General features: G+C 57.3%; 30 protein-coding genes and 1 other RNA gene. 16 read left to right on the plus strand and 15 right to left on the minus strand.

Annotation, left to right across the window (positions count from 1 at the left end; genetic code table 11):
• Nucleotides 1-5: 5 nt before the first annotated feature.
• From PGH32_RS15325 to PGH32_RS15370, 10 genes are all read left to right on the plus strand, one after another.
• Nucleotides 6-671, plus strand: a complete 666-nt coding sequence (locus tag PGH32_RS15325) for a DedA family protein (protein WP_200543436.1) — start codon at nucleotides 6-8, stop codon at nucleotides 669-671.
• Between the two features lie 2 nt (nucleotides 672-673).
• Complete coding sequence (gene mzrA / locus PGH32_RS15330; protein WP_314417753.1) at nucleotides 674-1,063, plus strand: EnvZ/OmpR regulon moderator MzrA; 390 nt, start codon at nucleotides 674-676, stop codon at nucleotides 1,061-1,063.
• A 154-nt stretch (nucleotides 1,064-1,217) separates the two neighbouring features.
• Nucleotides 1,218-1,589 (plus strand): DUF1090 domain-containing protein, encoded by a 372-nt coding sequence (locus PGH32_RS15335; RefSeq protein ID WP_314418091.1) that lies wholly within the window; start codon nucleotides 1,218-1,220, stop codon nucleotides 1,587-1,589.
• A gap of 45 nt (nucleotides 1,590-1,634) precedes the next feature.
• Entirely contained in the window at nucleotides 1,635-1,940 is a 306-nt protein-coding gene (locus PGH32_RS15340; RefSeq protein WP_123331551.1) for a DUF883 family protein, read from the plus strand.
• A gap of 1 nt (nucleotide 1,941) precedes the next feature.
• Nucleotides 1,942-2,334 carry a phage holin family protein gene (locus PGH32_RS15345; RefSeq protein ID WP_200543427.1) on the plus strand — a complete coding sequence of 131 codons (393 nt, stop codon included), beginning with the start codon at nucleotides 1,942-1,944 and terminating at the stop codon, nucleotides 2,332-2,334.
• On the plus strand, nucleotides 2,334-2,618 hold the full coding sequence (locus PGH32_RS15350) for a YqjK-like family protein (protein ID WP_200543425.1): 285 nt from the start codon (nucleotides 2,334-2,336) through the stop codon (nucleotides 2,616-2,618). The genes PGH32_RS15345 and PGH32_RS15350 overlap by 1 nt, the downstream gene beginning before the upstream one ends.
• A gap of 200 nt (nucleotides 2,619-2,818) precedes the next feature.
• Nucleotides 2,819-3,211, plus strand: a complete 393-nt coding sequence (locus PGH32_RS15355) for a DoxX family protein (RefSeq protein ID WP_105592318.1) — start codon at nucleotides 2,819-2,821, stop codon at nucleotides 3,209-3,211.
• A 72-nt stretch (nucleotides 3,212-3,283) separates the two neighbouring features.
• Complete coding sequence (locus PGH32_RS15360) at nucleotides 3,284-4,270, plus strand: glutathione S-transferase family protein (protein WP_337894476.1); 987 nt, start codon at nucleotides 3,284-3,286, stop codon at nucleotides 4,268-4,270.
• A gap of 251 nt (nucleotides 4,271-4,521) precedes the next feature.
• Nucleotides 4,522-5,922 carry a cytochrome c peroxidase gene (locus PGH32_RS15365; protein ID WP_337894477.1) on the plus strand — a complete coding sequence of 467 codons (1,401 nt, stop codon included), beginning with the start codon at nucleotides 4,522-4,524 and terminating at the stop codon, nucleotides 5,920-5,922.
• 114 nt (nucleotides 5,923-6,036) lie between these two features.
• A complete protein-coding gene (locus PGH32_RS15370) occupies nucleotides 6,037-6,177 on the plus strand; it encodes a hypothetical protein (RefSeq protein ID WP_314417743.1) in 141 nt (46 codons plus the stop codon).
• 21 nt (nucleotides 6,178-6,198) lie between these two features.
• On the opposite strand, the gene PGH32_RS15375 is transcribed toward PGH32_RS15370, so the two are convergent.
• Complete coding sequence (locus PGH32_RS15375; protein ID WP_123331559.1) at nucleotides 6,199-7,101, minus strand: LysR family transcriptional regulator; 903 nt, start codon at nucleotides 7,099-7,101, stop codon at nucleotides 6,199-6,201.
• Between the two features lie 127 nt (nucleotides 7,102-7,228).
• Between PGH32_RS15375 and PGH32_RS15380 the strand changes: the two genes are divergently transcribed.
• The gene (locus PGH32_RS15380; protein WP_337894478.1) at nucleotides 7,229-7,933 is read left to right on the plus strand and encodes a pirin family protein; all 705 of its coding nucleotides are present in this window, start codon (nucleotides 7,229-7,231) and stop codon (nucleotides 7,931-7,933) included.
• Here the strand turns inward: PGH32_RS15380 and PGH32_RS15385 are convergent.
• Nucleotides 7,922-8,485 carry a TetR/AcrR family transcriptional regulator gene (locus PGH32_RS15385; RefSeq protein ID WP_337894479.1) on the minus strand — a complete coding sequence of 188 codons (564 nt, stop codon included), beginning with the start codon at nucleotides 8,483-8,485 and terminating at the stop codon, nucleotides 7,922-7,924. The genes PGH32_RS15380 and PGH32_RS15385 overlap by 12 nt on opposite strands.
• 109 nt (nucleotides 8,486-8,594) lie before the next feature.
• On the opposite strand from PGH32_RS15385, the gene PGH32_RS15390 reads away from it, so the two are divergent.
• Entirely contained in the window at nucleotides 8,595-9,062 is a 468-nt protein-coding gene (locus PGH32_RS15390) for a nuclear transport factor 2 family protein (protein WP_337894480.1), read from the plus strand.
• Between the two features lie 60 nt (nucleotides 9,063-9,122).
• On the opposite strand, the gene rnpB is transcribed toward PGH32_RS15390, so the two are convergent.
• Both rnpB and rsmI read right to left on the minus strand, forming a co-directional pair.
• An RNA gene (gene rnpB / locus PGH32_RS15395) (RNase P RNA component class A) lies at nucleotides 9,123-9,502 on the minus strand.
• Between the two features lie 32 nt (nucleotides 9,503-9,534).
• Entirely contained in the window at nucleotides 9,535-10,398 is an 864-nt protein-coding gene (rsmI, locus tag PGH32_RS15400) for a 16S rRNA (cytidine(1402)-2'-O)-methyltransferase (RefSeq protein ID WP_337894481.1), read from the minus strand.
• A gap of 62 nt (nucleotides 10,399-10,460) precedes the next feature.
• Between rsmI and PGH32_RS15405 the strand changes: the two genes are divergently transcribed.
• Genes PGH32_RS15405 through dolP form a run of 4 tightly spaced genes read left to right on the plus strand, consistent with a single transcriptional unit; the run spans nucleotide 10,461 to nucleotide 14,074 of the window.
• Entirely contained in the window at nucleotides 10,461-12,500 is a 2,040-nt protein-coding gene (locus PGH32_RS15405; RefSeq protein WP_337894482.1) for a penicillin-binding protein activator, read from the plus strand.
• Nucleotides 12,458-12,850, plus strand: a complete 393-nt coding sequence (locus PGH32_RS15410) for a YraN family protein (RefSeq protein WP_337894483.1) — start codon at nucleotides 12,458-12,460, stop codon at nucleotides 12,848-12,850. The genes PGH32_RS15405 and PGH32_RS15410 overlap by 43 nt, the downstream gene beginning before the upstream one ends.
• 50 nt (nucleotides 12,851-12,900) lie before the next feature.
• On the plus strand, nucleotides 12,901-13,491 hold the full coding sequence (gene diaA / locus PGH32_RS15415; protein WP_105592050.1) for a DnaA initiator-associating protein DiaA: 591 nt from the start codon (nucleotides 12,901-12,903) through the stop codon (nucleotides 13,489-13,491).
• Between the two features lie 10 nt (nucleotides 13,492-13,501).
• Nucleotides 13,502-14,074: a division/outer membrane stress-associated lipid-binding lipoprotein gene (gene dolP, locus PGH32_RS15420; protein ID WP_314417725.1), complete on the plus strand. Its 573-nt coding sequence runs from the start codon at nucleotides 13,502-13,504 to the stop codon at nucleotides 14,072-14,074.
• Nucleotides 14,075-14,224: 150 nt separating this feature from the next.
• Here dolP and PGH32_RS15425 read toward each other — a convergent pair whose 3' ends face one another.
• The 11 genes from PGH32_RS15425 to pmbA all read right to left on the minus strand — a co-directional run bounded on the left by PGH32_RS15425 (nucleotide 14,225) and on the right by pmbA (nucleotide 24,062).
• Nucleotides 14,225-16,135: a BglG family transcription antiterminator gene (locus PGH32_RS15425; RefSeq protein ID WP_314417723.1), complete on the minus strand. Its 1,911-nt coding sequence runs from the start codon at nucleotides 16,133-16,135 to the stop codon at nucleotides 14,225-14,227.
• 216 nt (nucleotides 16,136-16,351) lie between these two features.
• Nucleotides 16,352-17,092 (minus strand): 2-dehydro-3-deoxy-phosphogluconate aldolase, encoded by a 741-nt coding sequence (gene dagF, locus PGH32_RS15430; RefSeq protein ID WP_337894484.1) that lies wholly within the window; start codon nucleotides 17,090-17,092, stop codon nucleotides 16,352-16,354.
• A 5-nt stretch (nucleotides 17,093-17,097) separates the two neighbouring features.
• Nucleotides 17,098-18,210, minus strand: a complete 1,113-nt coding sequence (locus tag PGH32_RS15435) for a DgaE family pyridoxal phosphate-dependent ammonia lyase (protein ID WP_337894485.1) — start codon at nucleotides 18,208-18,210, stop codon at nucleotides 17,098-17,100.
• A complete protein-coding gene (locus PGH32_RS15440; RefSeq protein ID WP_337894486.1) occupies nucleotides 18,194-19,327 on the minus strand; it encodes an amidohydrolase/deacetylase family metallohydrolase in 1,134 nt (377 codons plus the stop codon). Before PGH32_RS15440 ends, PGH32_RS15435 begins: the two co-directional genes overlap by 17 nt.
• A gap of 45 nt (nucleotides 19,328-19,372) precedes the next feature.
• The gene (locus tag PGH32_RS15445) at nucleotides 19,373-20,017 is read right to left on the minus strand and encodes a DUF4310 family protein (protein WP_314417716.1); all 645 of its coding nucleotides are present in this window, start codon (nucleotides 20,015-20,017) and stop codon (nucleotides 19,373-19,375) included.
• Between the two features lie 13 nt (nucleotides 20,018-20,030).
• Nucleotides 20,031-20,807 (minus strand): DUF4311 domain-containing protein, encoded by a 777-nt coding sequence (locus PGH32_RS15450; protein ID WP_105592056.1) that lies wholly within the window; start codon nucleotides 20,805-20,807, stop codon nucleotides 20,031-20,033.
• A gap of 33 nt (nucleotides 20,808-20,840) precedes the next feature.
• Nucleotides 20,841-21,140, minus strand: coding sequence for a DUF4312 family protein (locus PGH32_RS15455; protein ID WP_314417713.1), 300 nt, complete (start codon nucleotides 21,138-21,140; stop codon nucleotides 20,841-20,843).
• Entirely contained in the window at nucleotides 21,140-21,499 is a 360-nt protein-coding gene (locus PGH32_RS15460) for an SFCGS family glycine-rich protein (RefSeq protein WP_200543400.1), read from the minus strand. Before PGH32_RS15460 ends, PGH32_RS15455 begins: the two co-directional genes overlap by 1 nt.
• Nucleotides 21,500-21,590: 91 nt before the next feature.
• Nucleotides 21,591-21,923 carry a glycine dehydrogenase gene (locus PGH32_RS15465; RefSeq protein WP_337894487.1) on the minus strand — a complete coding sequence of 111 codons (333 nt, stop codon included), beginning with the start codon at nucleotides 21,921-21,923 and terminating at the stop codon, nucleotides 21,591-21,593.
• A 322-nt stretch (nucleotides 21,924-22,245) separates the two neighbouring features.
• Nucleotides 22,246-22,632, minus strand: a complete 387-nt coding sequence (cybC, locus tag PGH32_RS15470; protein ID WP_314417709.1) for a cytochrome b562 — start codon at nucleotides 22,630-22,632, stop codon at nucleotides 22,246-22,248.
• Between the two features lie 89 nt (nucleotides 22,633-22,721).
• Complete coding sequence (pmbA, locus tag PGH32_RS15475) at nucleotides 22,722-24,062, minus strand: metalloprotease PmbA (RefSeq protein ID WP_314417707.1); 1,341 nt, start codon at nucleotides 24,060-24,062, stop codon at nucleotides 22,722-22,724.
• Nucleotides 24,063-24,233 lie beyond the last annotated feature (171 nt).

Consider the following 24,233-nt stretch of genomic DNA (forward strand, 5'->3'; position numbering starts at 1 on the left):
TAATGATGGATATTTTTAAAGATTTAATCCACGCCTTATGGCAGCAAGATTACGTCACGCTGGCCGACCCGACGCTGGTCTGGGCGCTTTATTTCATCCTGTTTATGATTCTGTTTCTGGAAAACGGCCTGCTGCCGGCAGCGTTTCTGCCCGGTGACAGCCTGCTGATTCTGGTCGGCGTGCTGATAGCGAAAGGCACGATGAATTTTCCGCTCACGCTGTTTATCCTCACAACCGCCGCCAGCCTGGGCTGCTGGGTCAGCTATATCCAGGGTAAGTGGCTCGGCAATACGCCGCTGGTGCAGAAATGGCTCTCGCATCTCCCCGCGCAGTATCACCAGCGGGCCCATCAGCTGTTTCACCGGCACGGGCTTTCGGCGCTGTTGATTGGGCGGTTTATCGCGTTTGTTCGCACGCTGTTACCCACCATCGCCGGGCTTTCCGGCCTGAGCAATGCCCGCTTCCAGTTCTTCAACTGGATGAGCGGCCTGCTGTGGGTGCTGATCCTGACCGTGCTGGGCTTCGCGCTGGGTAAAACCCCGCTGTTTCGCAAATACGAAGACCAGCTGATGTTCTGCCTGATGCTGCTGCCGCTGGTGCTGCTGGTCTTTGGCCTCTGTGGTTCTCTGTACGTGCTGTGGCGCAAAAAGACGTCGCAGGGAGGCCAGTAATCATGCTCTCCCTGTTCAAACTACCGGCCACGATCCTGCGCGTTGTCCCCTGGCTGGGGCTTGTGGCCGCCTCGCTGCTGACGCTGACGCTGGTCGTTACGCTGCTGCCCGCGCTCTTTCGCAGCGAAGCCGCCCTGCAGATCCGTACCCTGCGCCAGGGCAACAGCCTGCCCGACGGTTTTTACGTCTATCAGTCCCTCAGCGCTCAGGGAATTCGCATTAAAAGTATTACCCCGGACCATGATTCACTGGTAATTAGATTCGACTCGCAGGAACAGAGCGACGCGGCGGAAAAAGTGCTGCGCGAGCTGCTGCCCTATGGTTTCGATATCGCCCGCCAGGAGGGCCACGGCGCGGCAAACTGGGTGAATCGTATTACCCTGCGAACGTAACGCCCCCTATCGCCGGCAGGGAGGCAAGGGAAATGCGCGTTCTGTTTTGAGCTTTTCTCGTTTTCTGTCTATGCTTAAAAATCCCTACACCACCCTGTGTTCAGGAAATCGGCAGCCCTGGCCGGCTGTCATTGCAAAGGAAGGTCACCATCCTATGAAATACCGCTTAACACTCGCTCTTGGCCTGCTGACTGCGGCCTCACTGGCTCAGGCAGGGCCGCTTTGCCAGCAAAAAGAGCAGGCTATTCAGAAAGAAATCGATTTCGCCCGCCAGCACAATAATCAACGTCAGATTAATGGCCTGGAACGGGCGCTGACCGAGACGCGCGCTAACTGTTCGGATGAGAGCGTTCGTAAAGCCCATCAGGAAAAGATTCAGCAGCATCAGAAAAAAGTGACCGAGCGGGAACAGGAGCTGCAGAAGGAACGCGACGAGGGTGGCGACCGCAAGAAAATTGCCAAGCGGGAAAAGAAACTGGCTGACGCTCAACGTGAGCTGAAGGAAGTGCAGGCAGCCCCCTACTAAGACGGGCAGTCTGCCATGACATTTAATACAAGTAAGGAGTTTTCCATGTCTAAAGATACCACGTCAGAACATCTGCGCGCTGAGCTGAAAACCCTGGCCGATACGCTGGAAGAAGTCCTGAGTACCTCCAGTGAAAAATCCAAAACCGAACTGGATAAACTGCACAGTAAAGCGCAGAGCGCACTGAAGAATACCCGTGCCCGTCTGGGTGATTCCGGTGAGCGCATTGCACAGACCACCCGCGAGGCGGCGGACCGCGCTGACGTTTACGTCCGTGATAATCCGTGGACCAGCGTAGGGATCGGCGCAGCGGTCGGTGTTGTACTGGGCGTTCTGCTGACTCGTCGTTAATATGGCAGATAACCAGCAAAACCATGGCCCCGGTAAAGGGGTCATTAACATCGGACAACGGATCATCACCACGCTGGTCGGCATTGTCGAAACCCGCGTGCGGCTGGCGGTGGTTGAGCTGGAAGCGGAAAAAGCCAACCTGATTCAGATGATGATCATGGTTGGGCTGACTCTGCTGTTTACCGCATTTGGCCTGATGAGTCTGATGGTCCTGGTCATCTGGGCCGTCGATGCGCAGTACCGGCTGATGGCGATGGCTATCACCACCGGCGTGCTGTTTGCGCTGGCGCTGATTTTTGGCCTGTGGACGCTGGCAAAATCGCGACGTTCCACGCTGCTTAGCGCCACCCGTAAGGAGCTGGCCAGCGATCGTCAGCTGCTGGAGGATGAGTAATGAGCCGCCGCGATCGCGAGAAGCGCACCGCCGATCTGCTGCGGCTGATTCAGCAGCAGCGTCTGGATCTCAGCGCAGGACGTAAAGACTGGCTGGAAGCCACCGACCGCTACGACCGGGGCTGGCTGAGCCTGGTCAATGCCAAACGCTACCTGGCGATTGGCAGCGGCGTGTTTGCCATCTGGTCGGTACGCAATCCCCGCTTCCTCACCCGCTGGGCGAAGCGCGGCATCGGCGCCTGGAGCACGTGGCGCATGGTACGTAACGCCCTGCCAAAACGTTAAATGCTGGCCGCATCGCCCTGTGCGGCCATCCTTTCCAATTTTCTTGAACAACTTCGACAGATTATCTCGCTTACAATCGTTTATCGCCCCGTCTATTATCTCCAGCAACGAACGGCACTGAGCGCTTAGACAGCGTCATGCCTCAGTAAAACAGGGTCCGCCTGATAGCACGGCCCAGAAAATTCTTGTTGGGGATTATTATGAAAAAATTAGAAGATACCGGTTTCTTAGTGGCTCGCATCCTGATGCCAATTCTGTTTATCGTGGCTGGCTGGGGAAAAATCACCGGCTATGCAGGTACGCAGCAGTATATGGAAGCGATGGGCGTGCCGGGCTTCTTCCTGCCGCTGACGATTCTACTGGAGTTCGGCGGCGGTCTGGCGATTCTGTTCGGTTTCCTGACCCGCTTCACCGCGCTGTTCACCGCAGCCTTTACCCTGCTGACGGCGTTTATCTTCCACACTAACTTTGCGGAAGGCCCGAACTCCATTATGTTCATGAAAAACCTGTCAATCTCCGGTGGCTACCTGCTGCTGGGCCTGGTGGGACCTGGCGCGTACAGCATCGACCGTCTGCTGGGTAAAAAGTGGTAAGTCCACTACACTTACAGTGAAGAATCCGGGGCGAGGAGCATATCCTCGCCCTTTCATTTTTAGGGAGGAACGATGGGACAGCTAATTGACGGCGTATGGCACGATAACTGGTATGACACTAAATCTACCGGCGGTCGTTTTAAACGTTCAGAAGCGGTATTCCGTAACTGGGTCACGGCCAACGGCAGCGCCGGTCCACACGGTAAAGGTGGCTTCCGCGCCGAAGCCGACCGCTACCATTTGTATGTGTCCCTCGCCTGCCCGTGGGCACACCGCACGCTGATTATGCGCCAGCTGAAAGGGCTGGAATCGATGATTTCGGTTTCCGTTGTTCATCCGCTGATGCTGGAGAACGGCTGGACCTTTGACGAAGATTTCCCCGATGTGACCGGCGACAGCCTGTATCAGAACGAATATCTGTATCAGCTGTACCTGCATGCGGATCCCACCTACACCGGCCGCGTAACGGTGCCGGTGCTGTGGGATAAACATCAGCACACCATCGTCAGCAACGAATCCGCCGATATTATCCGCATGTTCAACAGCGCGTTTGATGGCGTTGGCGCGCGGGCCGGGGACTATTACCCTGTAGAACTGCGCGATGAAATCGATGAGCTGAACGGCTGGATCTACGATACGGTGAATAACGGCGTGTACAAGTCGGGCTTTGCCACCAGCCAGCCGGCCTATGATGAAGCGGTAACGGCGCTGTTCAGCTCGCTGGACCGCCTGGAGCAGATTCTGGGGCAGCGTCGCTACCTGACAGGGGATCGTCTGACCGAAGCCGATTTACGCCTGTGGACGACGCTGGTACGCTTCGATCCGGTTTACGTCACCCACTTCAAGTGCGACAAACACCGCATCGGCGACTACCTCAACCTGAACGGCTTCCTGCGTGAGATTTATCAGCTGCCGGGCATCGCGGATACGGTGAATCTGCCCCATATTCGCCACCACTACTACCGCAGCCATAAAACCATCAACCCGAGCGGTGTGATTTCGGTAGGCCCGGCATTCAACTGGGACGAGCCGCACGGCCGCGATGAACGCTTCGCCTGATCTCCCCGTTACCCGGATTTCCAGGATAAAGACCGCCGCCTCATTATGAGGCGGTTTTTCTTCGTTCCTGAAAAGTCATTGCGAATGATTATTAAACCTCCTGTCATATAACTTACGGATATTAAATAAAAAAATAGCAAAACCCATCATTCAAGACGCCTCATCCCCCCCGGGTTAATGGAGTAATATAGTGACCGTTCCGTCCTTTAAAGAGGGGAACCCAGGATGATTTCACCCAAGGGAGAGGAAGTATGTTCAGGAGAACAATAGCGGGACTGGCAATACTGGTTGTTTTATCCACGCTGGCGACGATCGCCTGGGTTTATCACTATGACGATCGGCGCGTCAGCCGCGTAAAGGGCGGAGAAATCGAAAAAATTCTCATCGCTCGCGGCTGTGATTATTGTCATACCCCCGGTGCCAGGCTTCCTTTTTATGCCAGCCTTCCCATAGCGAAGCAGTTAACGGAAAGAGATATTCTTACCGGTATGCGCTTTTTCGATCTTCGCCCCGTTCTGCAGGCCATACGGCAGGACAAACCGGTCCCGGAAGCCGATCTCGCGAAGATAGAAGCGGTGGTAGCCAGCGGTGAAATGCCCCCCGCACTTTATAAAATGATGCACTGGTCAGGTCACATCAGTGATGACGACCGTCTGAAGCTGGAAAGCTGGATCGTCGGGCAGCGCACCCAGTTTTATACCCCCCCCGGCACCCCGGCAAGCCTGCGGGGCAGCGCCCTGCTCCCCCTGCCCGACGAACTTCCCGTCGATCCCCGCAAAGCAGCACTCGGCAAACGCCTTTTTCACGATCTCCGCCTGTCTGCGGATAACTCTGAGTCATGTGCAACCTGCCACGATCTGCAAAACGGGGGGATGGATGGCCGGACGACGGCTTGGGGCGTCAGGGGCCAGCGCGGCCCCATCAATGTTCCTACCGTGCTTAATGCGGCCTTTAATCGTACTCAGTTCTGGGACGGTCGGGCGAAGGATCTGGCGGAGCAGGCGGGCGGCCCGGTCCAGAATCCTGTGGAAATGGGCTCTTCCTGGCCACAGGTGATGGCGAAATTGAACGGCGATGATGCGCTGAAGGCCACCTTTAGCGCCCTGTATCCGCAGGGGCTTTCTCCTTATGCGCTTACCGATGCCATCGCCCAGTTTGAAATGCAGCTTATCACCCCACACGGCCCGTTTGACCGTTATCTGAACGGAGACAATGAGGCGTTAACCGCACAGCAAAAACGGGGACTGACTCTGTTTCGACAGAATAAATGCGGCACCTGCCATACGGGGGTCAATCTCGGCGGGCAGTCTTTTGAGCGTATGGGACGATGGGCGGACTATTTTGCCGACCGCGGCGGACTGACCCACGCCGATAATGGCCGCTTCAACGTCACGCACGATGAACAAGACCGCTACCGTTTTAAAACCCCGACGCTGCGAAATGTCAGCCTGACCGGGCCGTGGTTGCACGACGGTAGCGCAACCCGCCTGTCGGATGCGGTGAGGGTGATGCTGAAGTATCAGGTTGGCGTCAGCCTGACAGACGATCAGGTCGATGACCTTGTCGCACTGTTGCAAAGCACATCAGGCCCGCTGGCTCCAACGGCCGCCTCTGAAGGGCAGCCAGAACCGGTTATCCCCGAGAAACGGTGAGCATCGGCACTCTTTATTGATCTGGAACAAATTCCCCCGATTCGCGCTTACGTATCTTTACTGATGTAAACGCGAATGCGGGATTAATCGGAAGCTATCTTCCTGGAGTGAACCATGATCAAGACTGTTTCTTTCTGCCTGGCTGTCATCATGCTGTGCTACGTGGCTTTCGTTGGCCATTACTATTATGAAACATTCTCAACGTTTGACGGCATTGAGCATTCGCAGGACAGCTCGGCTAACCCTGCGCCTTAAGAGATTATCGTGCCTGCGGGCTTATCCCTGACGCTTCGCCAGCAGTTTAGGGATCTCCCGCAGGCACCAGGCCTTCGCCTCTCCCATGCTGTCGCGCCGCCAGGCCATAATAATATCCACTTCCCGCGTATATTCCGGGCTGACCACGCGCAGCCGTCCCTCGGCAATATCCTGTTCAACCATGCTGTAAGGCATAGTGCCAACGCCCAGGCCTGCCAGTAAGGCACGATGCTTATCTTCAATGGTGCTGACCGTCAGGCGCTGCTGTTTATCCAGCAGGGTCACAGTTAATACGGGCCTTTCGCGTGCGGTATCCGCCACCGCGATGCCGCGATATTTTACCCGCGTCGTTTCGGAAAGCGGCTCCGGCTCCTGGTGAATCGGATGGTCCGGGCTGGCAACATAGACGCTCATCAGCGTATAGAGCTTGCGGGTATTGATCTCTGACGAAGCGCGAAAATGCATATCGGGGGCGATAACGATATCCGCACGCCCCTGCTCCAGCCGCTCCCATGCCCCGGCCAGCACTTCGGTCATCAGCGAAACCTGAGTGTTGGCTTTATTGGCCAGCTTCTCCACCAGCGGGAACAGCAGCTCGGTGGACACCAGCGCTTCGGTGGCAATCGTCAGATGGGTTTCCCAGCCGCGCGCCAGCGCTTCGGCATCCGTCGTCAGCTTGTCGGCGGCTTCCAGCAGCACGCGGCCGCGCTCAAGCAACATCCGCCCGACGTTGGTGAATTTGGTGCGGTGGCCGGAGCGGTCAAACAGCACCACGTCCAGCTCCTCTTCCAGTTTCTGCATGGTGTAGCTTAGCGCAGAAGGCACTCTGCCCAGCTCATCCGCTGCGGCGGCAAAACTTCCGCGGCGATCGATGGCATCCATTACACGTAGCGCTTCAAGCGTCAGAGCACGATCTTTAGCCATAGCTTTTCTCTGTCAGGAAATTTGAATATGCCGAGCAGATTAACTGGCTGGCATTCACCAGTCCAGAAACTTACCATAACCGAATAATAAATGGTCGGGCCAGACCCGATTGGCTAAGGAGAATGAGATGATTATTAGTCGTACAGCGCAACAGTGTGGCAAAGCCGATTATGGCTGGCTGCAGGCTCGCTATACCTTCTCCTTTGGCCACTATTTCGATCCTAAATTACTGGGGTACGCTTCCCTTCGCGTACTCAATCAGGAAGTGCTGGCACCAGGGGCTTCCTTTCAACCCAGAACCTATCCGAAAGTGGATGTGCTGAACCTGATATTGCAGGGCGAGGCGGAATATCGTGACAGCGAAGGCAATCACGAAACGGCGCGCGCCGGAGAGGCGCTGCTGCTGGCGACCCAGCCGGGGATCAGCTACAGCGAGCATAACATCAGTAAAGAGAGCAGCCTGACCCGGCTCCAGCTGTGGCTGGATGCCTGCCCGGAACGAGAAAACAACCGCGTGCAGCGGATTGCCGTGCCGGAAGATAAAACCTGTTCACTGCTGGCCTCACCGGACGGCAGCGAAGGCAGCCTGCAGCTCCGCCAGCAGGTGTGGATCCATCAGGTGATATTACGGCCGGGTGAAAGCCACCGGATCCCACTGCACGGGCCGCGCGCCTATCTGCAGTCGATTCACGGTGCGTTTACGGCAGTGACCCATTCACATGAGCGGGAAGCCCTGACCTGCGGCGACGGCGCGTTTCTGCGGGAAGAAGAGAGCGTTCAGCTCACGGCGGAAACCCCGCTGCGCGCGCTGGTGATTGATTTACCGGTCTAAACCACTCTCCGTAAGACACTCCTGTAGCAGCGCGACGGCCAGCCCCCCGCTTTCCTCGCGCTGTGCCATCACAATCGCCCCATCGACCATTAACGTCAGCCTTTGCGCCTCACGCAGGCTCGGAGCGTCGTCAGACAGATAGCTGGCGATAACCTCCGTCATCGCCTGTTTATGCTGGCGTATCACCGGCAGCGACTCGGGAAGGCTATGGGCCATCTCCACCGCCGTGTTGATAAACGCACAGCCGCGAAATTCTTCAGAAGCAAACCACTGCCCCAGCGTGGCGGGCAGTGCCCGGCTCAGCGCACCGTGAATCTGCATCTGCTGCTCCAGTTCCGTACGAAACCAGTTAATCCAGCGCGTATGCCGATAGCCGAGAAAAGCCAGAATCAGATCGTTTTTTGCCGGGAAGTGGCGATAGAACGTCACCTTGGTCACCCCGGCTTCTTTGATGATGCGATCAATCCCGGTTGCCCGTACGCCATGCTGATAAAACAGGTCATGGGCGGTATGAAGAATGCGCTCGCGAGCGCTCAGCGTGTTGTCAGTCATCGTTTCCCTTCCTTTTAAATTATTATCTCAGGAGTAGACAGCTCTGTCTACGTGAGTTATGGTTGTTATCAAGGTAGACAAACCTGTCTACATACCTCTGGAGATCATCATGGAAACACGTCCCCCTCTTCCTCCCTTTACCGAAGAAAGCGCTCGTCAGAAAGTTCGCCTGGCTGAAGATGCCTGGAACAGCTGCGATGCGAAAAGAGTCTCGCTGGTGTATTCCCCGGATACCCACTGGCGTAACCGCGCGGAGTTTGTCGATGGCCGTGCCGACGTGGTGAAATTTTTGCAGCGCAAATGGCAAAAGGAACTGGATTACCGGCTAATTAAAGAGCTGTGGGCATTCAGTGAAAATCGTATTGCCGTACGTTTTGCCTATGAATGGCATGATGATTCCGGTCACTGGTATCGCAGTTACGGGAATGAGAACTGGGAATTTAATGCGCAGGGTTTGATGGTGAATCGCCACGCCTGTATTAACGACTGCCCGATAAAAGAACAGGATCGCCGCTTTTTCTGGGAGGGCGCGCGCAGACCGGACGATCATCCAGAGCTGAGCGAATTTGGATTCTGATCGCCAGGAAGAAAAAACAAAAAGCAAAAAACCCGCCGAAGCGGGTTTTTTTATTGAATGAGTTGAAGCTGACCGTTAAGCCGGGTTCTGTCGTGGACAGTCATTCATCTAGGCCAGCAATCGCTCACTGGCTCAAGCAGCCTACCCGGGTTCAGTACGGGCCGTACCTTATGAACCCCTATTTGGCCTTGCTCCGGGTGGAGTTTACCGTGCCGCGAACTGTTACCAGCCGCGCGGTGCGCTCTTACCGCACCCTTTCACCCTTACCTGATCCCACTTGCGTGGGCCATCGGCGGTTTGCTCTCTGTTGCACTGGTCGTGGGCTTGCGCCCCCCAGGCGTTACCTGGCACCCTGCCCTATGGAGCCCGGACTTTCCTCCCCTCTGTCTGTCTCCCCCGAGGGGGGACGGCAACAAAGCGGCGACTGTCTGGTCAGCTTCGGCGCGCAGTGTATAGCGTTTTCTATGACTTGTCACTCACCCTGCTGCTCAAGGGCGTACTTATACAGGGCATTTTTTTTCACCCCGTGGATTTCTGCTGTCAGCGCCGCGGCTTTTTTCAGCGGCAGCTCGGCCTGCAGCAGCGCCAGCGTGCGCAGCGCTTCCGGCGGCAGTGCATCCTCCTGGGCGTGATAGCCTTCCACGATCAGCACCATCTCGCCCTTGCGGCGGTTCTCATCTTCCAGCACCCACGCCAGCAGTTCGCCAACCGGTGCGCCGTTAATCGACTCCCAGGTCTTGGTGATCTCACGGGCCAGCACCACATAGCGGTCCGGCCCCAGCACCGACACCATATCCTGCAGGCTGTCGATTAAGCGGTGGGTGGATTCGTAAAAAATCAGCGTGCGCGGCTCCTGCTCCAGCTCGCGCAGGGTGTCGCAGCGCCCTTTGCTTTTGGCCGGCAGAAAACCTTCGTAACAGAATCGATCGGACGGCAATCCCGCGGCGCTTAATGCTGTGACGGCGGCACAGGCACCCGGCAGTGGCACCACGCGGATCCCGGCCTCACGGCACAAACGCACCAGGTGATAGCCCGGATCGTTGATCAGCGGCGTGCCGGCATCGGAAACTAAGGCTATGCTTTGTCCCTCACGGAGCTTTGCCAGCAGCGATTCCGCTTTCTGCTGTTCGTTGTGGTCGTGCAATGCGAAGAGCCGCGCATTGATGGCGAAATGTTGTAGCAACAGCCCGGTATGACGTGTATCTTCCGCAGCGATCAGATCGACGCTCGCAAGCACCGTCAGTGCCCGCTGGGTGATATCGCCCAGGTTACCAATCGGTGTTGGAACGATATAGAGCGTGCTGGCAGAAATATCTGCCCGATCGTGTTGTTTCATTGTTTGATCCGAATAGCCGATTTAATATTGAGCATCTTGAAAAAAACATCACTGGATACAGTATGCTTCCTTCGAAAGTAGTTCGTAGCAAAGCCGGGCGCAGCCTGCCGCTTCTGCTGGCCGCCCTGATTTTTGCCGGATGTACCGGCCAGGCACCACAAACGCCACCGGCGAATGTCCAGGGCGCTGCCACCGGCACCTCTGATTATTACCTGCAGCAGATGCAGCAAAGCTCAGATGATAACAAGGTTGGCTGGCAATTACTCGCAATCAGAGCACTGTTGAATGAAGGCAAGCTGCCGCAGGCTAACCAGCAGCTGTCCCAGCTGCCGCAGCAGCTTGATGCTACCCAGAGCCAGGAACAGCTGCTGCTTCAGGCCCAGCTGCACATCATTGAGCAGAATTTTCCCGCAGCGGCAGAGCGGCTGAAGCAGGTCGATGTTGCGTCGCTCTCGAAAGATCAGCAGGCCCGCTACTATCAGCTGCAGATCGCTATCGGCCAGGGCCGTCCAACGCTGGACGTGCTGCGTGCCTATATCGCCCAGGAGCCGCTGCTCGCCAACCCGGCTGAAAAGCAGGCGAATATCGATGCGACGTGGCAGGCGCTGAGCCAGATGACCCAGGACCAGCTCAATAACGTGACCATCAATGCAAACGAGAACGTTCTGCAGGGATGGCTGGATCTGCTGGGCGTGTACAAGGCGAACAGCAACGATCCGGATATGCTCAAGGCCGGTATCAGCGACTGGCAGAACCGCTATCCGTATAACCCGGCGGCAAAAACCCTGCCGACGGCGCTGAGCCAGGTCAAAAACTTCCAGCAAGGTTCGACCGGTAAAATCGCGCTGCTGCTGCCGCTGAGCGGCCAGGCCCAGGTCTTTGCCAGTGCCATTCAGCAGGGCTTTAACGACGCGAAGAACGGTACGCTGATGCAGTCCTCTGCGCCTGCTGCACCGGTTCAGGCTCCGGAGGCCGCAACAACGGCGGACGCAGCGGCTACCGATGCCAATGCGGTCGTCAGCCCGTCAGCCGCACCGACGGACGGTACGGCCCAGCCGGATGCAGCGCAGCCGCAGCCGGTTGCGTCCAGCGGCGTGGAAACGGCGGCCCCGTCGGGCAGCACCCAGGTTCAGGTCTATGACACCAGCACCCAGCCGGTCGATCAGCTGTTGACCCAGGCGCAGAATGACGGCGCAACGCTGGTCGTTGGCCCGCTGCTGAAAAATCAGGTTGAGCAGGTCGTCGCCAGCCCAACCGCGCTTAACGTCCTGGCGCTCAACGAGCCGGAAACGATCCAGAACCGTCCGAATATCTGTTACTTTGCGCTTTCTCCTGAAGACGAAGCGCGCGATGCCGCGCATCATATGTGGGATCAGGGCAAGCGCTCGCCGCTGCTGCTGGTACCGCGCAGTTCCCTGGGCGATCGGGTGAATAAAGCCTTTGCCGCCGAATGGCAGCAGCTGGGTGGCGGTACCGTCCTGCAGCAGCAGTTTGGTTCCACCGCCGAACTCAAGCAGGGGATCAATAGCGGCGCGGGTATTCGCCTGAGCGGCACGCCGGTTAACGTACAGCCGGCTCAGCCTCAGGGCGTAACCATCGCCGGTCTGAACATCCCGGCTCCGGTGAGCGACGCGCCAGCGGCCGACGCCGCGAGTGCCGGCGGCAGCGTGGATTCGGTGTATATCATTGCCACGCAGAGCGAGCTGACGCTGATTAAGCCGATGATCGCCATGCGGGTCAGCAGCCGTGATAACGTCAGCCTGTACGCCAGCTCGCGCAGCAACCAGGCCGGTGCCGGCCCGGACTACCGCCTGGAACTGGACGGCCTGCAGTTTAGCGATGTTCCCCTGCTCTCCGGCACGAACAATGCGCTGATGCAGCAGGCGGCGAAGAAGTTTAACAACGACTACTCACTGGTTCGCCTCTATGCGATGGGCATTGATGCCTGGTCGCTGGCCAACCACTTCAGTGAAATGCGCCAGCTGCCGGGCTTCCAGCTAAAAGGCAATACCGGCAATTTGAGCGCAACACAGGACTGCGTGATTAACAGGAAGTTAGCATGGAGCCAGTATCGTCAGGGGCAAATCGTTCCGGCATCCTGAGTCGACAGCAGCAGGGGGCGCAGCGTGAACGTCAGGCTCGCCGCCTGCTGGAAACAGCCGGTCTGCGCTTTGTCGCCGCAAATGTCCGCTACCGATCGGGGGAACTCGATCTGATTATGCGTGACCGGCAGGTATGGGTTTTTGTTGAGGTGCGCTATCGCCGCTCTGACCGTTTTGGTGGGGCGGTGGCCAGCGTCACCCACAGTAAACGACAAAAACTATTGCGAGCGGCAGCACTTTGGCTGCATAGCCGTGGTCAAAGCTTTGACACCGTCGACTGCCGTTTTGATGTGGTAGCCATTACCGGAGAACAGGTGGAATGGTTGCCCAATGCGTTTAACGCTGAATAACGGCCCTTAACGACAGGTCGAAGACCGCGAAAACTAACCAGGTGAATGACGTGCTGGAAAGAATTAAAGTCTGTTTTACCGAGAGTATTCAAACGCAAATCGCCGCGGCGGAAGCGCTTCCCGATGCGATTTCACGCGCTGCCATGACCATCGTGCAGTCGCTGTTGAATGGTAACAAAATCCTGAGCTGTGGTAACGGAACCTCCAGTGCCAATGCCCAGCATTTTGCTGCCAGTATGATCAACCGTTTTGAGACCGAACGCCCGAGCCTGCCTGCGATTGCCCTCAGCGCCGATAATGTGCTGCTGACGGCAATTGGTAACGATCGTCTGCACGACGAAATTTACGCCAAGCAGGTTCGCGCGCTGGGCCATGCAGGGGATATCCTGCTGGCCATTTCAACCCGCGGCAACAGCCGCGATATTGTAAAAGCAGTAGAAGCCGCGGTAACGCGTGATATGACCATCATCGCGCTTACCGGTTACGATGGCGGAGAGCTCGCCGGTTTACTGGGCCCGCAGGATGTGGAGATCCGTATTCCCTCGCATCGCAGCGCCAGGATTCAGGAGATGCATATGCTGACCGTGAATTGCCTGTGCGATTTGATAGATAACACTTTATTTCCCCACCAGGATGTTTAAAGGAGCTTAAATGAAGGCATTATCTGCAGCGGCAGTGGTACTCACCGCATTAATGTTACAGGGTTGCGTCGCCGCGGTAGTGGGCAGCGCCGCCGTCGCGACCAAAAGCGCCACGGACCCGCGTACCGTTGGCACCCAGGTGGATGATGGCACGCTGGAACTGCGCGTCAGCAATGCACTGTCGAAAGATGAACAGATCAAACAGAGCACCCATATCGTGGCCACGGCTTACCAGGGCAAAGTGCTGCTGACCGGCCAGTCACCGAACGCAGAGCTTGCCACGCGCGCCAAACAGATCGCCGTGGGCGTTGACGGCGCAACCGAGGTCTATAACGAGATCCGCACGGCCAGTAAAGTCAGCTTTGGCACCGCCTCTTCCGACACCTGGATCACCACCAAAGTGCGCTCTCAGCTGCTGGGCAGCGACCAGGTGAAATCGTCTAACGTGAAGGTGACCACCGAGAACGGCGAGGTGTTCCTGCTGGGTCTGGTGACGAACGAAGAAGCCAAGGCGGCGGCGGATATCGCCAGCCGGGTGAGCGGCGTTAAGCACGTCACTACCGCGTTTACCATTCTGAAATAGCGTTCGTTTTAAAGCGTGATTAAAGGCGGGAAGGAACCCGCCTGCAGTTTTCACAGCGCGACTCTGGAACCCACCAGGCTCGTTCATCCCCCCGGAAAGGCAACACTTTCACCGACTATCAGGCCACAACGTTTTGCCCTTCCCGCTTTTCTACAGCCGGCTCAAACAGTCCATCGCCACCGCTTTAAAACTGTCAAAATCCTTGCTGTCCCGCAGCCGGGTCATCGCCCGCTCGCGCATAAAGGTGACGAACAGATCGTAGATCGCCATCGCCTCTTCGTATTCGCTTTTGCTGATGGCCAGCAGGAAAATGACATAGGCGGTTTCATCCCCCCATTTAATCCCCTGCGGAGCCAGCACCGTGTAGACGCAGGTTTTCCTGGCCAGCAGGCCGAGTGAATGCGGCAGCGCAATGCCCTCACCCAGCATGGTGGTGACAATCGCTTCACGCTCCTCAACCGAGGGATAGAATGCCTCGTCGACGATCCCTTCCTGTTCCAGCCGATCGCACAGCTGGCGGAACAGTGCGGTGCGATCGATTTCACCCTCGATAATGCAGAAGTGGCCGGCGTCAAAAAACTTCTCCAGCATATAGGGGCGGGTGCGATCCAGCAGCACCTGCTTGCCCAGCTGTTCCAGCTGGAAATCGGTGGGGAACGGGGACATCACCACCACCGGTTTATCTTTATCGCTCAGCCGCACGGTGGAGATCACGAAGTCCTCTTCCACGCCCGCCAGCTGCTCATATTCACGCAGGGAAATGATGCGGCGCACCTCAATCTGCGGGTATTTACGCATCAGCATCGCCTGGATCATCCGCACCGTCGAGTTGCCGGTATCGCAGACCAGCAGCACCAGCGGGTAGCGCTGATAGCCGACGTTATAGTGGCGCTCCAGCCCAACGCCGATATGCAGCACCAGGAATCCGACTTCGTTTTCGCTGATGGCATAGGGCGTATATTTGCCCCAGCTGGAGACGGCCGCCAGCGTTACGTCATATGCCATCGGGTAATGCTGTTTGATGTTCGCCAGCAGCGGATTCGGGATAGTGATCTGGTAGCGCACCCGGGTAATCATGGTTTTAATGTGCGTCAGCAGATCGGCGCGCAGCTGCGGATCGTTTTGCAGGTTAAATCCGTAGTGGCTGTTGATGTAGTTAAGGATGTAATCCACCAGCGATTCACCATCGTCCGGGCTGATGGCGCTGGGAGCGGCTTCCTCAATGCGCCGGGCGGCAATATGCACCTGAAGCCAGGCCTCTTCCGCCGGGGAAATGCTTTTCCCGGTGATCGGCCGCATCAGGTTGATAATGTGCCGGGCGGCATCGCGCACGTCGTCGGCAACATCTTCGGCAGTAAAGTCAGAAAGCGGATAGCCTTCCGCGATGCGGCGCACCGCCACCGCGCAGTAGAGGCGCAGATAGAGTTCGGCATCGTCGGCCAGACGGATATTGAAGCGGGACAGGCACTCCAGCAGCATCGGCTGCAGGGTGGCCAGCATGCCCCGGTTCAGCGCCTCCAGCTTCAGCAGCGGGCTGTCGGCATCCTCCTGCGCCAGCTGGTAGAGCAGATCGGTCAGGCAGGTACGCATCGCCGCTTCGCTGCCAAACAGCTTCATGCCGTAACGCGGCCGGGTTTCAATCTCCAGGCCGTAGCGGCTAAGCCACTCTCTCACCTCTGCCATATCCCCCTGCAGCGTGGTGCGGCTGACAAACCATTCGTCCGCCAGGTCTTCCAGCTTGAGGGAAAAAGCCGAGGTCAGAAAACGGATTAACAGGTAATGAACCCGTTCCGTTGAGGTCCGCGGGACGCGCAGGCTGGAGGTTGACTGCTGCAGCAGACGGTCGTAGCGCCCGGCATCATCAATCTTCAGCTGATAGCCCTCGCCGCGGCTGAGGACAAAACTGGCACCGTGGTCGGCCAGCAGTTCATTCAGTGCGGTCACATCAGTGCGCACGGTGCGGGTTGAAACGGCCAGTCGGCGCGCCAGTTCATCCTGCGGCAGGATTTCATTTTGCAGAAGGTCAAACAGCTGTGCCAGTCGTTGGTTGGGAAATCTCACGGGGTTCCATTATCATCAGAATGAAGCGTTTTATCGGTTTTTTTATACTCAGCCTACCTTTATTCGCGCCGAAAAAATAGCGTAGCAGCCTCTGCAAATATTCATTTGACAGATATCGCAGTTTATCCAAAAAGTGCGAGATTTTGTTTCGGAAAGAATAGATTTCCCCCGCCGCCGTAAGATCAACAGCGATCGTCTGGCGGCGGGGGATCCGGCTTACGCCATCACTTTGCGGGTGATCGCCATCAGCGTGGCCACATCCGCCGGACGGGTAAGACCGCTTGCTTTATCAATGATCGAGCTGTAGATGTGCGGGATAATTTTCGTCACCCCTGCATCCAGCGCGATACGCAGGATCGTCTCGTAGTTGTTCAGATCGATACCGCCGGTCGGCTCCAGCCAGAAGTCGTTCTCGGCACAGGCTTTGGCCAGCGCACGGAACTCGTTCATATCGACCATTTTATCCATCGGGAAGAATTTGACCGAGCTGCCGCCCATATCTTTCAGCATGGCGATCGCCGTGGCGACCGGCACAATGCCGTCTTCCGCCTTGCAGCTCAGCGGGCCGGTGGAGATTTTCACCATGCCGGGGCGCCCGGTTGGCGACGCCAGGCCGTTGACCACCGTTTCGGTCTGGCCCAGCAGCGCGCGGCTGGTGCCCACGCCGGTAAAGACCTGGTTCACGTGCTGCGGCTGCACCTGTGCGGAGATCGCGCTGACCATCGCCGACTGATTCGGATCGCCGGCGCCCAGTCCGACGGACAGCGCGTTGTCGATCAGCGCCGCGTACTCGCGCATATCTTTCACCGCACTGTCCACGCTGTCGTAGTTTTTTGACAGTACGCCAACCAGCACGTGGCCTTCAGCGGCTTCCCAGATATCACGCGCGTTCTGCTTAGAGCCGGCCAGCACGTTGAGGCAGACCCGATCGCGGTAAAATTTTGGTGTCAGTGACATAGGTATTACTCCCTGGCTAATAAATCCTGAATAGAGGTGAAGATCGTGTGTAGCTGTTCGGCGGATACGCTGCGCACATCCACCTCAACAATGCCTTCGTTGGCCTTATAGCCGCGGAAGTAGATCGCCTGCTCGCCGGTCTTCAGCGCCTGCACCATCTCGCCGGTGCTCATGCCGATGCGCGACTCGTCGAAGTGGATCTCAGCACGGGCGATATCGCGCCCGGCGGCATCCCACACCACGCGCGCCTGAATGCCATCCAGGCCGTTCAGGTTGGTGATAAACGGCGTCATTTTCTCGACCATCTGCGCACCGCTGGCTTTTTCCTGCACCAGATAGTTTTCAATCGCCTGGGTCAGACCAAGAATGCCCTCTTTACCCACCTTCATCGCCCGGCCAATGCCCTGCGACTGGCGCTTAACCCATTCAACCTGCTGCTTTTTACCGATGACCAGCCCGCTGGTTGGGCCTTCAATGGCTTTAGCCCCGCTGTAGATCACCAGATCCGCGCCCAGCGCGGTGTAGGCCAGCAGATCCTCTTCCGCGGCGGCATCCACGATCAGCGGTACGCCGTGCTGGCGCGCGACCGCCACCGCCTGCTCCACGCTGAGGTGGCTTTTCTGCACGCTGTGGTGCGATTTGATGTACAGGATCGCTGCGGTGTTCGGCGTCACCGCCGCCGACAGCTGCTCCGGTGAGCACTCATTGGCATAGCCCGCTTCAACCAGACGACCGCCGCCCAGCGCAACCATGGTTCCGACCGGTGCGCCGAAGTTAACGTTGTGGCCTTTCGGCAGGACGATATCGTGCGGCACGGTCAGCGGCGCGGCGTGCAGATTTTCCAGCAGCCAGTCGTTGTCCTGAACGATCACGCCAGCCACGGACTGCGCAATCCCGGCGGACGCGCAGGACACTACCACCGCCGCTTCGCACTTCAGCAGCCCGGCAATGTACGCGCCGGTTTTATTGACCAGGTCTTTCATTTCAAAGTAGTGGTTCAGGCCGTATTTCACCGTCTCCACGACGTCTGCCGCCGGGGTGGAAACACCCAGAATGGTCATGCGGCCCGAGGCGTTAATCACCTGTTTCAGGCCATATTTCTCATAAACTGAAGTCATTACGTTTTTTCCCTTCATCGGTGAGGAATCCCTGCCCGCCCACCATGGCGGCAAGCGGTACCAGCTGCGTATTACCTGCCAGCGTCTGGCCGTCAGAGTCGGTGAACACACACGGCTGCTGCTGCAGGTCAAAAATAGTCAAATCGGCCTCACAGCCCGCTTCAAGTCGGCCTTTGTCGTGCAGCTTTAGTCCTTCTGCGGCGTGAGCGGTTACGCAGTCGATCACCTGCGGCAGCGTCATGCCCACGTGCAGGAACTTCGACATGACGTGCGCCAGACTGCGTACCGGGCCGTTAATACGGTTACGGCAGTAAATATCGGAACTGATGGTCTGCGGCAGAATGCCCTGGGCAATCGCCACCCGCGCCACTTCAAAGCTGAAGCTGGCGGTGCCGTGCCCGACATCCAGCCGCACGCCGCGCTGGATCGCCCGGCTGACCGACGCCCGCAGCTGGCCTTCCGGCGTCAGGATGCGGTTGGGTTTGCCGTTATAGCAGTGGGTAATGATGTCGCCGGAGGTCAGCAGATCGGCAATTTCATCCAGATTCGGTGGGTTATTGCCGATGTGCACCATCAGCGGTAAATCACCGTTCTCCTTCTGTAACGCTTTTGCCCGCTCCAGCGGCCTGATGCCGTTTTGCTCAACCACGCTGCTGCTGATGCGCGCCTTGAGGCCGACAATAAAGTCCGGGCGGCGCTGCAGTGCGGCTTTCAGCGCCGGACCATCGATTCTGGCCATATCGGCCAGTTCGTTCTGGGTCAGAATGCCGCTGCGGGCGATGTTCAGCAGCGCGTAAACGCGGGTGGTACAGTCGCGCGTCAGCTGCCAGAAATCGTCAACGTCGTCGGCACCGGTGCTGCCCGCATCGATCACCGTGGTCACGCCGGTGTCAACGCCGATGCGGTCGGCCTCATCGTGATAAATCGGTGATTTTGGGTAGCAGTGAACGTGTGAATCAATCCAGCCTGCGCTCAGCCAGAAGCGCCCGGCCAGATCCCACTCCCGCGCTGCCGGGCCGTGGACGTCGCCCACGGCGGCAATTTTCCCCGCCTGCACCGCCACATTGCTCAGCGAACCATCGCAGAGGCGGGCATTGCGGATAATCAGGTCATACATGGTGAACCTCCGGATCGTGGCGACACAGGCCGCCACGTTGAGTGATTACAGGGCGATCGGGAAGATGGCACCCAGTACCATCGCACCGAGAATGGCCCCGCCGGTAATCGGTTTACCCCAAAGGTAAAACAGCAGTGAACCCACCAGCGAACCCAGACCAATCGGAATCGATGCGGTCATGGCCGAGAGGATAATCAACGGACCGAGGAAACGGCCTGAGGTATTACCCGCGCCCATCATCACATCCGCGCCGTAGGTGGAGTCGCTGTTATTAATGGTGAATTTACGTGCCAGAATAATGATGTAGCCCACCGCCAGGCCGAGCACCAGACCGGTAGCCAGCGAAGCGGCAAAGTTAGCCACCGGGAAAACGAATCCCGCGCCCAGCAGAAGCGCAGGAACGCCCAGGCCAATACCGGTCTGGATCGCGCCGCCGATATCAAGGATGCCGACCAGCGAGCCTTCAATGATGCGGGCAAACAGGAAGCTGGCACCGAAGGCCGCAACCGCACCATAGACGCCGGTTTCCATTCCCGAGCGCAGCATCGATACAAAGGCCACTTCGTTAAAGGCACCGAGTCCATAGACGTAATACATGTGTGTACCGGCAAACACCCCGGCAGAAAGCAGGCCGACAAAGATCGGGAATGACCAGTCGTCGTACCAGAAACCGCGTTTTGACTCTTCCATTACCATCGTCCTCTTATTTGCCGCTCAGGGAGTTGTGGATCATTTCCAGCCAGCCCGGTACGCCAAGCTGGAAGGATTCCAGCATCTTCATATCGAAACCACGGAAGAACCCACTCAGCACGAACAGCAGCACAATGGCGACCATCATCACTTTGGTGACGCGGTTCCAGCCCGCCTCTTCCACCCCTTTACCAATCAGGATACCCAGCACCAGGCCCGGAACGGCGTTGCCCATAATCAGCTGCGCGAGGCCGCCGAAAATGGTTGCCCAGAAGCCTGATTTTTTACCGGCATCGATCGCCGCCAGCCAGAAAATCACCGGCATCACGGTATTCACCAGCAGGTTAGCTGCCGGAACCAGCACCTTCACCGCAGTAACCTGCAGCGCGGCGGGAACGGCCGACGCGGTGGAGTTGAGGAAGGCGACGACGATCATGCCGATGATGCCGCAGGCAATCGCCATCTTTTTCGGGTTATGCAGCGTTTCCGCCACGTTGCGGTTCTTTACCATCAGCGCGGCCGCACCCCAGTTCGGGATAATGCGGTGGTCAACGTCCTGGGTGAAGGAACCGGCGGCAACCGATGACGCCCAGGCGTTAAAGAAGAAGCCCAGCCCGAACGAGAAGTGAGAGGCCGGGTCGCCCTCACAGGAGTTCAGTTCGCCAAGCGTACGAAATGCGCCCATTCCCTGAGATGTCGGGGCGTGAAACATGCGGGCGGCACCGGCACCAACGCCGACCCCAACCAGCCCGCCGATAATCAGCGATTTAAATAAAATGATTAAAAACATCAGCTTTTCCTTTAGTTTTATTGCTCAACGTTTTTAGCTTTTCGAGGAGAAATCCACCTGCTCGGTATCAATCACCGAAACATTGACGGTAATCGCCAGATCCACGCTGTACAGCCGCCGCTCGCGTGCCAGAAAGAAGAACAGAAACTTCTCGGTTTTAGCGCTCTGCGTGGCCCGCAGCACCTGAACATCAATCGGTTCGATGCGCAGCAGGATTTTGCTGGTGGATTTCAGTACCGTGTTTTGTACCCGGCTGAGGGCATCAGCAAAGGCTTTGCCCTTGCTGTCGCCTTTGCCGCTGACGTTCACCGTCGTGGTGAATTGCTCTTTCATCAGCCGTGCTTCTTCTGCCAGGCCAGAACCAGACGCTCGCCCAGCTCTTCTTTATCCATAAAGCCGAAGCCCAGCACGTTTGCGCCTTCATTGATGGCGGTGACGCCCTCATCCACGGAACGCATGCCGTATTTCGCTTTATAGCCATATTTGGTCTGCGCGGTAATCGCACCAGCACCGCCGCTGCCGCAGAACGAAATACCGAAGGTGGCATTTTCCGCTTTCATCACGTCGCCCAGCTTCATATCTGCCGCCACGCCCGGAACCACAATGGCTTTACCACCGGCCTTCTCGACCCCTGCCGCAACCTTCTGGCCTTTACCTAAACGATCGCCGATCACTACAATAATTTGAGACATGCTGTGTTCCTTAAATTCAATGAGTTATTACGCGTGCCGTCGGTAGCGCAGTCTGTTTCCCTATCCCAGAATGGCAGGCAAACCCGGCACACTATGCGTTTTCTTTCGCCACTTCAAAATGGACGGAGAGGAGCCAGGCTTCCTCTTTTGGCAGGTTGCCAAACAGATCCACCACCTGCTGTGCCAGCGTCATCGACTCTGGCGAAATATCTTCAAACAGTTCGGCCTCCACCTCCGGCAGCGGTTCGCCGGTCAGCGAGCGCAGCGCCATCGCCTTAACGTGCGAGTTCAGCATCTGCTGCTGAACCGCATTGGGCACGATGGCCCGTTCCGCAAACAGTCCGGCAATCTGCGCCATCACCGTTTCTGCCAGAACCTGAATCTCGTCGCTGCGTTCTGTGGCCGACAACGTTCCATTACTCACATCGATCCCCCTGTGTTACGTTTCGGCTGATACCAGAAACCTTTTTGCTGATGCGAATAAAGTACCGCCGGAAGGCTCGGCTGTGGAGAACGACTTTTTCCGCTTCGAAACGGAAATAAAGCCAACAAGAGCGATCCCGCTCGCAAAAACGTTAAATTGTGCATTTTTGATTTAAGTTTAAATATCAGGACGCAGAATCGGGAACGGGCTGCGTAATCCATGCATCGCAGGAATAAAAGCGGCACTACCGTGAGGGGACTTTAATGATAAAAGAAGAAAATCTTATGGCGGAAAACGGGCCCACTGCGGGGCCCGGTCATTATTAGCGGAATTTCTTATGGCCTTCATCGCGGGTCGCGGCAAATTTCTTCGCCTCTTCCTTTGCTCCGGCTAAATCACCGGCATTCGCCAGCTTGAGGCTGTCGTCTATCTGACCTATCAGCTTATCCAGCTGGGCATGATAGTCTTTAACCTGCGCGCTGTCGGCAGGCTGGCCCTCAAGCTTGTCGGGCGTGTGGGTTTTCGCATCGCTGGCGGCGGTGCGCATATCGGTTAAGGCACGAACCATCTCGGCCTTGTCATCGGTTTTCTGAACCGTTCTTAACGCGCCTTTCAGAACGTCCATATCGCCTTCCAGATCCTGCGCCAGCAGCGGGGATGCAGCGAACAACAGGGCAGAGCTCAACATTGCAATCAATAATTTACGCATATCAGATCCTATTTTTTATAAACGGGTATCGTGCGGTAATAAAAAGGCGACTTTGCAGTCGCCTTCTATATTATGCGTAAATTGTTAAACTATTGTCCTGCAATATTCATTTCTGGTAACAAAACGGATCCGCACTGGATATTGCTGCGGGTTTCAATATCGCTACCGACGCTAACCATATTGCGCCACATATCCTTCAGATTGCCGGCAATCGTAATTTCACTAACCGGATACTGAATCACGCCGTTTTCAACCCAGAAGCCCGACGCACCGCGCGAGTAGTCACCGGTAATGCCGCTTACGCCCTGCCCCATCAGCTCGGTCACCACCAGGCCGGTGCCCAGCTGCTTCAGCATCTGTTCAAAGCTGTGGCCCTGACCGGCGATGCGCCAGTTGTGAATGCCGCCGGCATGGCCGGTGCTTTGCAGCCCCAGCTTGCGGGCGGAGTAGCTGGTCAGCAGCCAGGTTTGCAGCACGCCGTCTTTGATGATGTCACGGGACTGCGTGCGGATACCCTCGCTGTCGAACGGCGTTGAGGCCAGCCCCTTCAGCAGGTGCGGCTGTTCCTGAATGGTTAGCCAGTCCGGCAGGATCTGCTGGCCGAGAGAGTCCAGCAGGAAGGTCGATTTGCGATAGACGCTGCCGCCGCTGATCGCCCCCACCAGGTGACCGAACAGGCCGGTTGCCACTTCCGCAGCGAACAGCACCGGGGCTTTCATGGTGGAGAGCTTGCGCGGAGAAAGGCGCGACAGCGTGCGGCGGGCGCACTCTTCCCCCACCGCCTCGGGTGAGCTCAGATCGGCCATTGCCCGCCCGATGGTGTAGGCGTAATCCCGCTCCATATCACCGTTTTCTTCGGCAATCACACAGCTGGAGAGGGAATGGCGGCTGGAGCAGTAGCCCTGCAGCATGCCGTGGCTGTTGCCAAACACCTTGATACCCACGTGGCTGTTGAAGCTGCCGCCTTCGGTATTGGTAATGCGTTTGTCGGCGCTCAGAGAGGCCTGCTCCGCGCGTGCTGCCAGCTCGATAGCACGATCCGCATCGATCTCGGCGGGATGGAACAGATCCAGGTCCGGGGCATCAAACGCCAGAAGATCGCGATCGGCTACGCCCGCGTAAGGATCCGGCGAGGTGTAGCGGGCGATATCGATCGCCGCCTGGACGGTACGCTTAATCGCTTCGGGGCTGAGGTCAGTCGATGAGGCGCTGCCTTTGCAGTTCTGATGATATACGGTAATGCCCAGCGCGCCGTCGCTGTTAAATTCGACATTTTCCACTTCGCCGTAGCGCGTGCTCACGCTGATGCCGGTAGTTTTGCTTACCGCGACTTCTGCCCCATCAGAACCGGCTTTTGCCAGTTCGAGTGCCGTCGCGACCGCCTGTTCCAGGATTTTTCGCTGTTCTGCAACTTGGGAGAGTAATTTCATCGACCTGCCGTATAATTAACAGTGCGGTTTCCCTGTGGCCTAACTCGTTCATATCCTGAGCATTAAACCACCTGCAAAACCGCGCATGGGTGATAAGGGTTAATTTGAGTCTAACAGACTCAGAGAACAATTTCGCAGTAGCCGAAATTTCCTGATAGCATTAGCCTCTTT

It is taken from the genome of Erwinia sp. SLM-02 (assembly GCF_037450285.1).
GTDB lineage: Bacteria > Pseudomonadota > Gammaproteobacteria > Enterobacterales > Enterobacteriaceae > Erwinia.

What these genes read in the sequence shown, in the direction of transcription:
- PGH32_RS15325 (WP_200543436.1), top strand. Translation starts at nt 6, where the DNA reads ATGGATATTTTTAAAGATTTAATCCACGCCTTATGGCAGCAAGATTAC.
- mzrA (WP_314417753.1), top strand. Translation starts at nt 674, where the DNA reads ATGCTCTCCCTGTTCAAACTACCGGCCACGATCCTGCGCGTTGTCCCC.
- PGH32_RS15335 (WP_314418091.1), top strand. Translation starts at nt 1,218, where the DNA reads ATGAAATACCGCTTAACACTCGCTCTTGGCCTGCTGACTGCGGCCTCA.
- PGH32_RS15340 (WP_123331551.1), top strand. Translation starts at nt 1,635, where the DNA reads ATGTCTAAAGATACCACGTCAGAACATCTGCGCGCTGAGCTGAAAACC.
- PGH32_RS15345 (WP_200543427.1), top strand. Translation starts at nt 1,942, where the DNA reads ATGGCAGATAACCAGCAAAACCATGGCCCCGGTAAAGGGGTCATTAAC.
- PGH32_RS15350 (WP_200543425.1), top strand. Translation starts at nt 2,334, where the DNA reads ATGAGCCGCCGCGATCGCGAGAAGCGCACCGCCGATCTGCTGCGGCTG.
- PGH32_RS15355 (WP_105592318.1), top strand. Translation starts at nt 2,819, where the DNA reads ATGAAAAAATTAGAAGATACCGGTTTCTTAGTGGCTCGCATCCTGATG.
- PGH32_RS15360 (WP_337894476.1), top strand. Translation starts at nt 3,284, where the DNA reads ATGGGACAGCTAATTGACGGCGTATGGCACGATAACTGGTATGACACT.
- PGH32_RS15365 (WP_337894477.1), top strand. Translation starts at nt 4,522, where the DNA reads ATGTTCAGGAGAACAATAGCGGGACTGGCAATACTGGTTGTTTTATCC.
- PGH32_RS15370 (WP_314417743.1), top strand. Translation starts at nt 6,037, where the DNA reads ATGATCAAGACTGTTTCTTTCTGCCTGGCTGTCATCATGCTGTGCTAC.
- PGH32_RS15375 (WP_123331559.1), bottom strand. Translation starts at nt 7,101, where the DNA reads ATGGCTAAAGATCGTGCTCTGACGCTTGAAGCGCTACGTGTAATGGAT.
- PGH32_RS15380 (WP_337894478.1), top strand. Translation starts at nt 7,229, where the DNA reads ATGATTATTAGTCGTACAGCGCAACAGTGTGGCAAAGCCGATTATGGC.
- PGH32_RS15385 (WP_337894479.1), bottom strand. Translation starts at nt 8,485, where the DNA reads ATGACTGACAACACGCTGAGCGCTCGCGAGCGCATTCTTCATACCGCC.
- PGH32_RS15390 (WP_337894480.1), top strand. Translation starts at nt 8,595, where the DNA reads ATGGAAACACGTCCCCCTCTTCCTCCCTTTACCGAAGAAAGCGCTCGT.
- rsmI (WP_337894481.1), bottom strand. Translation starts at nt 10,398, where the DNA reads ATGAAACAACACGATCGGGCAGATATTTCTGCCAGCACGCTCTATATC.
- PGH32_RS15405 (WP_337894482.1), top strand. Translation starts at nt 10,461, where the DNA reads ATGCTTCCTTCGAAAGTAGTTCGTAGCAAAGCCGGGCGCAGCCTGCCG.
- PGH32_RS15410 (WP_337894483.1), top strand. Translation starts at nt 12,458, where the DNA reads ATGGAGCCAGTATCGTCAGGGGCAAATCGTTCCGGCATCCTGAGTCGA.
- dolP (WP_314417725.1), top strand. Translation starts at nt 13,502, where the DNA reads ATGAAGGCATTATCTGCAGCGGCAGTGGTACTCACCGCATTAATGTTA.
- dagF (WP_337894484.1), bottom strand. Translation starts at nt 17,092, where the DNA reads ATGTCACTGACACCAAAATTTTACCGCGATCGGGTCTGCCTCAACGTG.
- PGH32_RS15435 (WP_337894485.1), bottom strand. Translation starts at nt 18,210, where the DNA reads ATGACTTCAGTTTATGAGAAATATGGCCTGAAACAGGTGATTAACGCC.
- PGH32_RS15440 (WP_337894486.1), bottom strand. Translation starts at nt 19,327, where the DNA reads ATGTATGACCTGATTATCCGCAATGCCCGCCTCTGCGATGGTTCGCTG.
- PGH32_RS15445 (WP_314417716.1), bottom strand. Translation starts at nt 20,017, where the DNA reads ATGGAAGAGTCAAAACGCGGTTTCTGGTACGACGACTGGTCATTCCCG.
- PGH32_RS15450 (WP_105592056.1), bottom strand. Translation starts at nt 20,807, where the DNA reads ATGTTTTTAATCATTTTATTTAAATCGCTGATTATCGGCGGGCTGGTT.
- PGH32_RS15455 (WP_314417713.1), bottom strand. Translation starts at nt 21,140, where the DNA reads ATGAAAGAGCAATTCACCACGACGGTGAACGTCAGCGGCAAAGGCGAC.
- PGH32_RS15460 (WP_200543400.1), bottom strand. Translation starts at nt 21,499, where the DNA reads ATGTCTCAAATTATTGTAGTGATCGGCGATCGTTTAGGTAAAGGCCAG.
- cybC (WP_314417709.1), bottom strand. Translation starts at nt 22,632, where the DNA reads ATGCGTAAATTATTGATTGCAATGTTGAGCTCTGCCCTGTTGTTCGCT.
- pmbA (WP_314417707.1), bottom strand. Translation starts at nt 24,062, where the DNA reads ATGAAATTACTCTCCCAAGTTGCAGAACAGCGAAAAATCCTGGAACAG.